Source organism: Infirmifilum sp. NZ, assembly GCF_022693705.1.
Classification (GTDB): Archaea; Thermoproteota; Thermoprotei; order Thermofilales; family Thermofilaceae; genus Thermofilum.
This window is the reverse complement of sequence record NZ_CP094288.1, coordinates 1,623,747-1,630,428: the sequence shown is the minus strand read 5'-3', so window position 1 is coordinate 1,630,428 and position 6,682 is coordinate 1,623,747. Positions and strand designations below refer to the sequence as shown.

Here is a 6,682-nt window from a genome sequence, read left to right as displayed (position 1 = left end):
AATAATGCCATGGGGGTCAAGAGTTCGTATTGAAACACACTTATATAAACCTTCTGCTATTAGTCATATTTAAGTAGAAAAGCTTAAAATTGTAAAGGAAGAAGCTAATTAAGGGTGATGTAGTATCTCAAAGAGATTGAAAATCGCTGCAGTCTGCGGAATGGGTATGGGCACTGTTTTCCTAATTAAGATGAACGTAGAAGAGGTGCTGAGGGAACTTAATGTGCCAGCCGAAGTCATAGCAACCAATATATCAAGCCTAAGTATAGGACACGACACTGATATTATTGTTGCTAGTGTTGATTTTGAGAAGCTCTTAACCGATAAACCTGTCAGAAAAGTATTCCTAAAAAACTTGCTTGACAAGAACGAGCTGAGAGCAAAATTATCTGTCGTTTTGAAAGAGATGGGTTATCTTAAAACTTAGTAAGCCCATGCTTTCTTCACTCTGAACATTAATGTTTATGCATTTGACTATGCTGGTACTCTTTTATAATTTCCTTCACCTGACTCGGTGACGAAGCATTTCCGAGCTTCTTAATGATATCTGAAATAGAGAGAAAATCAGCTAATTCTTTTAATATGTTTAAATGACTCGTCTTATCTATTGCAGCAAAGCCTATAACTATGTACACTGGATCATTGGGAGAGTTAAAAGAGACCCCATTCTTTACAATGACGATACTGATACCTATTTTGCGGGCACCGTCTTCAGGTCTAGCATGAGGCATGGCAACGCCTGGTGCTAGCACAGCGTAGGGACCTAGCTCCTGAGTCACCTTCACCATAGCTTCTATGTACTTCTCTTCTACAATACCATCCCTAACAAGTAATAGCCCAGCTAGTCTGATTGCTTCAATCCAATCCCTAACAGAATCAACCACAACTATTCTATCGTCAACAGCACTAAGCAAATCTTGAGAAAGACCACCCATAATATTCAACCCAAGATTTGTTTAGTGACTATTTAGTGACTATAATGACTTTATTATATCAATATATTTCTCTACATATGCCTGATTTTTCTCAATGCCACCTGGTATGTTAGCACTAACCCAAATCTCAGGCATCACACCTTTCTCAATTAGCTTTTCAACGGTTCTTATGGTGAGAAGCTGCAGTACAAATGCGTTGATTATAGTTGATACGGGAGCTATCTTCATCCTTAGGGATTCGACCTCATATGCAGCATCTCCTCCTGGCACCTTATTATCTATCGTGACATCGGCGACTTCGTAAAGTTTCTTGCCGAGCGGATTCTCTGGGGGCACGCTCATTGAAAAGTTGAGCGATGTTACTCCAATTACTTTAAGCCCCATTTTTCTGGCTGAAACAGCCATCTCCACTGGTACGGCATTTTTACCGGAATTAGAGACAATTATTAAAACGGAGTTAGGCTTCAGCCGCATAGATTTTAGTAAGGCATCTGCATAACCAGTTAGACGTTCTATATGCGTGCTCTTCAAGGCACCGTTGAGCCCAGAGAGAGATAAGTCAAATATGGGGTAGACGCGCACGAGGCCTCCTGCTCTGTAAAACATTTCAAGGGCCATCATCATGGAGTGCCCAGTTCCGAAAACATACACGTATCCATCGTTTAATAATGCCTGCACCATGAGATCAGAAGCCCTTTCAATATTCTCTCGCTCCTCGCTAACTATTTTATCGATAATACTTGTAACAGTTTTTGTGAAAAGTTCGTATGCACTTGAATTCACGGAATCACCTGCAAGGTTCTGCGCAGGAACTTGTATAAAAACCTTACCTTTCGTACACTAATTCTCCCCCGATAATAGTTTTTTCAACTTTGAGAGCATCGTCTAGAAGCACAATATCTCCCAAATAGCCTGGTTTTATATCACCCATATTACCAAGACCAATGCTCTTTGCAGGAACCAAGCTAGACATTTTAACGGCATCTGTTAGTTTGTATCCTAAACTGACAATGTTCTTGACTGCTCTATCCATGGTTAACGTTGACCCTGCTAAGCCGCCTGACCCGGCGAGCCTGCACACTCCCTGCTGAACAACAACTTCTAAGCCACCAAGCTGGTAGACTCCATCAGGCATATCCGTAGCTGCTATCGAGTCCGTTATTAGTACAACTCTGTTTGGCGTCGCGTAGTCTATGATCATCTTAACTACAGCCTGGTGCAGATGTATAAAGTCGGCTATTACCTCCAGGTAGACGTCGGGGGATTGAAGAAGGGCAATGGCGATGCCGGGCTCCCTGTGATGAAACCTCGTCATGCCGTTAAATAGGTGGTTTGCTTTAGAAACCCCTAGCCTGATGCTTTTCAAGCCATCTTCGTATGATGCATTCGTGTGACCGGCGCTAACAACAATACCAGATCCTTTGGCATACCTCACCAGCTCTTCAGAGCCTTTGAGTTCAGGTGCGATTGTGACCTGCTTTACTATTCCGCATGCCTCTACGAGGTCTTTGAACTCCCTTGCATCTGGCGGTCTAATAAAGGATTTGTTCTGAGCGCCAGCGGCTTCAGGGTTTATGTATGGACCTTCTAGATGAATCCCGAGTATCTTAGCACCGTGGGATGGCTTCCACAACTGTAAGGCCTCTCTAACAGCCTTACAGGACTCTTTCAAAATTTCAAGAGGGGCTGTAACTGTTGTCGGTAAGAAGCTCGTTACACCGTGCTCAGAGTAGTGTTTAGCCATTTCGAGAATTTTACGTGGATCCCTGTCGTTTGTCACGTCAAGGCCTCTGATGCCGTGGGTATGAGTATCTATGAAGCCAGGCATGGCTATGAGTCCCTCAGCATTGATCACATTTTCTGCAGAGCCGCTATAGGGCTCTCTACCCACTTCCTCGATAACGCCGTCTTTAATCGATATATACCCGTTCCTAGTGATCTCAGAGGAGGATATTATTGTGGCGTGTCTTATGACAGTTCGCATAATATCCATGTAGCATTTTTGTGCTTGAATATTAAAACTTATGTTTAAATTTTTGTGTTATAAATGTAAAACGTCATTGATTGGCAATGCACTATACTCCAAGATGTAATTGCATATAAAGCCCGAGTTGCTGTAGACAAACTATTTAATGATAGCAGTAGCTTTTTCAAAGTGATATGGGAGAGAGCACCTTTCCAATTGAAGAGTACACAGCTAAGGGGGCTTTTCATACGATAAGGGAAATTAAGCAACAACCATCCCTATGGATTGAAATTTACAAGGAGATACTGTCTAAAAGCCATACTATCCTAGCGTTCATCGAAAAAGCATTAAGCGGAGGAAATACACATATTTTGCTAGCAGGAGCCGGCACCTCAGGCTATGTTGGTTTTATAAGTGAGGGTTACTTAAGAAGAAAACTTTCGTTAAATGTTAAGGCTCAAGAGTCTCCGGACATCGTGGCTTCACCACATGATCATATCGTCCATGAGAATCCTTTGCTTCTAGTGTCACACGCACGTTCGGGCGACAGCCCTGAAAGCCTTGCAGTCGTTAAACTCGTGGAGAAAATGGCGAAGCAACCGTTCTTCTTAAACATAACATGCAATCGTAACGGTAGGCTAGCTAGATATGGCGAAGGCAAGGAGAATTTCCTGAACATAATTTTGCCTGAAAAGGCAAATGATAAAGGATTCGCAATGACCAGTAGCTTCACTTCTATGCTTCTAGTCGATCTACTTATCCCTGAACTGAAGAATCCCAAGGATGCAGAGGAAAAAGTGAGGAAAATATCTAGCGAGGCGTCGAGAATTCTTTCAAGGGACTCGAACCGAATTAGGGAAATCGCTGAGAGAGAATTCGAGAGGGCCATCTTCCTCGGTAGCGGCGGGTTAAAAGGTTTAGCCGCTGAGGCTTCTCTTAAAATGCTTGAACTATCACGGGGGATTATTGCATCTACGTATAATAGCCCTCTAGCCCTGAGGCATGGACCCAAAGCGTTTATAAATAAGAAATCACTTGTTGTGGCATTCCTCTCGAATAATTACTACACGTGGAGGTACGAGGTCGATTTCCTTGAGGAGTTGGCTTCGGATGAAAACAAGGGTACTATCGTCGTCTTCACACCATTCAAAAACAGGATTAATGAAGCTGATTACGTATTTTATCTCGAGGAGGATTTTTCAGACATAGAACCAGAGTTTTTAGCTTTGCCATATGCTGTTTACGCTCAACTTTTAGCTCTTTACAAGTCCTTAAGCCTAGGCATTACCCCAGATAACCCGTATCCTGAGGGACGGCTTAGCAGAGTAGTGAGAGAGTTTAAGATATACGATATTCCACAGTAGTTATATTCGGTGACAGCAGTGTCCGCTGAAAATCCTCTCTTGGAAGTCGTACGAAGGTACAAAAATGGAGAACTCATCGGTGCCCCTTCGATATGCAGCTCAAACGAGTTTGTGCTTAAGGCCACCTTTAAAGTCGCTGTAGAGATGAATTCTCCGTTCGTCTTGATAGAGGCCACATCGAATCAAGTTAACCAGTTTGGCGGTTACACAGGTTTAACACCATCCGATTTTTACGTGCTTGTACAGAAAACAGCTAAGCAGTACGGTTTCCCTCTAGACAGAGTAGTTGTTGGTGGTGACCATTACGGTCCTCTTCCTTGGACAAAACTTCCACCCGACAAAGCAATGGAGCTGAGCAAACAGCTGGTTATTGAAGCCGTGAAAGCTTCTTTTAGGAAGCTTCACATTGATACTACCGTTCCTTTAGCGACCGATAAAGAGCCTTTATCTTCTGACGTAATTTTCACTAGAACAGTAGAGCTGATAGCAGCAGCAGAGGAGGCGTATGAAAAATCGGGTAGAAACGATTCTCCGATTGTCTATGTTATAGGTAGCGATGTCCCCACTGCCGGGGGAAAATTAAAGAATTCAGAAGAAGTAACCGAGCCAGAAAAACTGCGAGAAGACCTTGAATTATTCCGTGAGAAAATAACTGAAAGAGGCTTATCAGATATTTGGAAACGAGTTATTGCCGTTGTAATAAAACATGGAGCAGAGTTTGAGCATGATAAGATACTTCCGTATAGGCATGAGAAAGTGAGAGAGCTAAAGGAAGTTATTAAAGCCTATCCACATATTGTTTTTGAGGGGCATTCAACTGATTACCAGCCTTATGCTGTCCTAAAACAAATGGTGGAAGATGGAATAGTTATTCTTAAGGTGGGCCCTGCTCTGACTTTTGCCCTAAGAGAGGCCTTAATGTCGCTGAGCATGATAGAGGAGGAGATTTACAGATCTATCCTACCGCAGAAGGTGTCACGCTTCCGGTCTGTTCTAGAGGAAAACATGCTTCAGGATCCCACTCACTGGTCTAAATATTATTCTCCAAAAGATCCGAATTTAAGGCAAAAGCTCTTATTCAGCTTCTACGACCGCAGTCGCTACTACTTAGCTAATCCTAGGGTTTCGCATTCCATTGACGTGCTCTTCGAGAACCTTAAAAAAAGTAGCATCCCGTTACCCCTGCTCAGTCAATACATGCCTACACAATTTAGTAAAGTGATTGAAGGTAAAATGCAACTAGAGCCAGAAAGTCTAGTTCTTGATAAAATCTCAGAAAAGCTTACACCCTATTTCTCACTTATCTTAACCTCAAAGAAAACACCTAGCTAGTCGGGGTATAAACAATATTAGCGTGTCGAAACCTTTCCCGATAACTTAGCAACAATACGAATATTGGTCTCAAGGTTAGAGAAATGTAAATAATTGAATTAGGTAAAGGTATGAGTATGAAGTTCCTGCTTGTAGATATTGGAAAAACGAAAACTGTCAGCGCTGTTGTGGGAGAAGAACTTGAGCTTCTAGGCCTTGGCTTCTCTGGCCCTGCAGACGTCATCCTCGAGGAAGAAGTTATCGTGCAGAACTTGAGCCGCTCACACCGTAGCGCGTTAGAGTCGGCGCAGCTGGATCTAGACGACCTTGACCTTATCGTACTATCCTGGGCAGGACTTGATACCCGAGAACAGCACACTAGAGCAAAAGAGATTGCAGAGAGAGTGGGTCTTCCAGCCGATAAAACCCACATCATCCATGACGCTCTAGCTGCGCTCTATGCTGTCACTCTCGGGAGACCTGGGGTAGCAGTAATTGCGGGAACAGGAGCTATCGCAATAGGCTTAGACGCGGAGGGCAGGACTACTAGGTCCAGCGGCTGGGGTTGGCTCATAGGTGACGAGGGGAGTGGTGCGTGGATTGCGCTACAGGCATTGAACTCGGCATCAAGGGCTTACGACGGTCGCGGGCCATGGACCTCTCTCGTAAAAAGGATTAGTGACTACTTCGGGGTCCATGACCTCCTGGAAATAATCGACAAGATCTACCTGGATGTGTCTAAAGGCGATATCTCCAAGGTTGCTGGGATTTCTAGAATAGTTGACGAGGAAGCGCAGAGAGGAGACGAGATCTCGAGGGCTATCCTGGTGAGGGCTGGAAAGGAGCTCGCACTTTCTGCAGTGACAGTGGCAGACCGGCTGGGACTAGAAGCGCCTGTAGTGGGTGAAGTAGGCAGTGTATTTAAGTCTAGGACTGTTTGGGAGGCCTATCTGCTCGAACTTAAGGAAAAGATTCCGAATGCTATCGTAAAGGAACCATACGTGGGCTCACAGGCGCTCGTTGGCTGCCTGGTTTATGCGATGATTAAAAGCGGACGCGAAGTGGGCGAATCCCTAGTAGAGAGACTTAGAATGAGACTACCCTGA

7 protein-coding genes are annotated in these 6,682 nt (G+C 44.0%); 4 read left to right on the top strand and 3 right to left on the bottom strand.

All coding sequences use genetic code 11. The annotated features are described in order from the left end of the window. The first annotated feature begins 136 nt into the window (after positions 1-136). Positions 137-427 (top strand): PTS sugar transporter subunit IIB, encoded by a 291-nt coding sequence (locus MOV14_RS08925; protein ID WP_318536979.1) that lies wholly within the window; start codon positions 137-139, stop codon positions 425-427. A gap of 28 nt (positions 428-455) precedes the next feature. Here the strand turns inward: MOV14_RS08925 and MOV14_RS08920 are convergent, their stop codons facing one another. The 3 genes from MOV14_RS08920 to nagA are packed head-to-tail and all read right to left on the bottom strand — an operon-like array spanning position 456 to position 2,919. Continuing rightward, on the bottom strand, positions 456-935 hold the full coding sequence (locus MOV14_RS08920) for a PTS sugar transporter subunit IIA (RefSeq protein ID WP_318536978.1): 480 nt from the start codon (positions 933-935) through the stop codon (positions 456-458). Positions 936-974: 39 nt separating this feature from the next. Continuing rightward, positions 975-1,718, bottom strand: coding sequence for an SIS domain-containing protein (locus MOV14_RS08915; protein WP_318536977.1), 744 nt, complete (start codon positions 1,716-1,718; stop codon positions 975-977). Positions 1,719-1,761: 43 nt separating this feature from the next. Then, complete coding sequence (nagA, locus tag MOV14_RS08910; protein WP_318536976.1) at positions 1,762-2,919, bottom strand: N-acetylglucosamine-6-phosphate deacetylase; 1,158 nt, start codon at positions 2,917-2,919, stop codon at positions 1,762-1,764. A 176-nt stretch (positions 2,920-3,095) separates the two neighbouring features. Between nagA and MOV14_RS08905 the strand changes: the two genes are divergently transcribed. The 3 genes from MOV14_RS08905 to MOV14_RS08895 all read left to right on the top strand — a co-directional run bounded on the left by MOV14_RS08905 (position 3,096) and on the right by MOV14_RS08895 (position 6,682). Continuing rightward, positions 3,096-4,265: an SIS domain-containing protein gene (locus MOV14_RS08905; RefSeq protein ID WP_318536975.1), complete on the top strand. Its 1,170-nt coding sequence runs from the start codon at positions 3,096-3,098 to the stop codon at positions 4,263-4,265. An 18-nt stretch (positions 4,266-4,283) separates the two neighbouring features. Continuing rightward, entirely contained in the window at positions 4,284-5,597 is a 1,314-nt protein-coding gene (locus tag MOV14_RS08900) for a class II D-tagatose-bisphosphate aldolase, non-catalytic subunit (protein ID WP_318536974.1), read from the top strand. Between the two features lie 110 nt (positions 5,598-5,707). Next, positions 5,708-6,682 carry a BadF/BadG/BcrA/BcrD ATPase family protein gene (locus MOV14_RS08895; protein ID WP_318536973.1) on the top strand — a complete coding sequence of 325 codons (975 nt, stop codon included), beginning with the start codon at positions 5,708-5,710 and terminating at the stop codon, positions 6,680-6,682.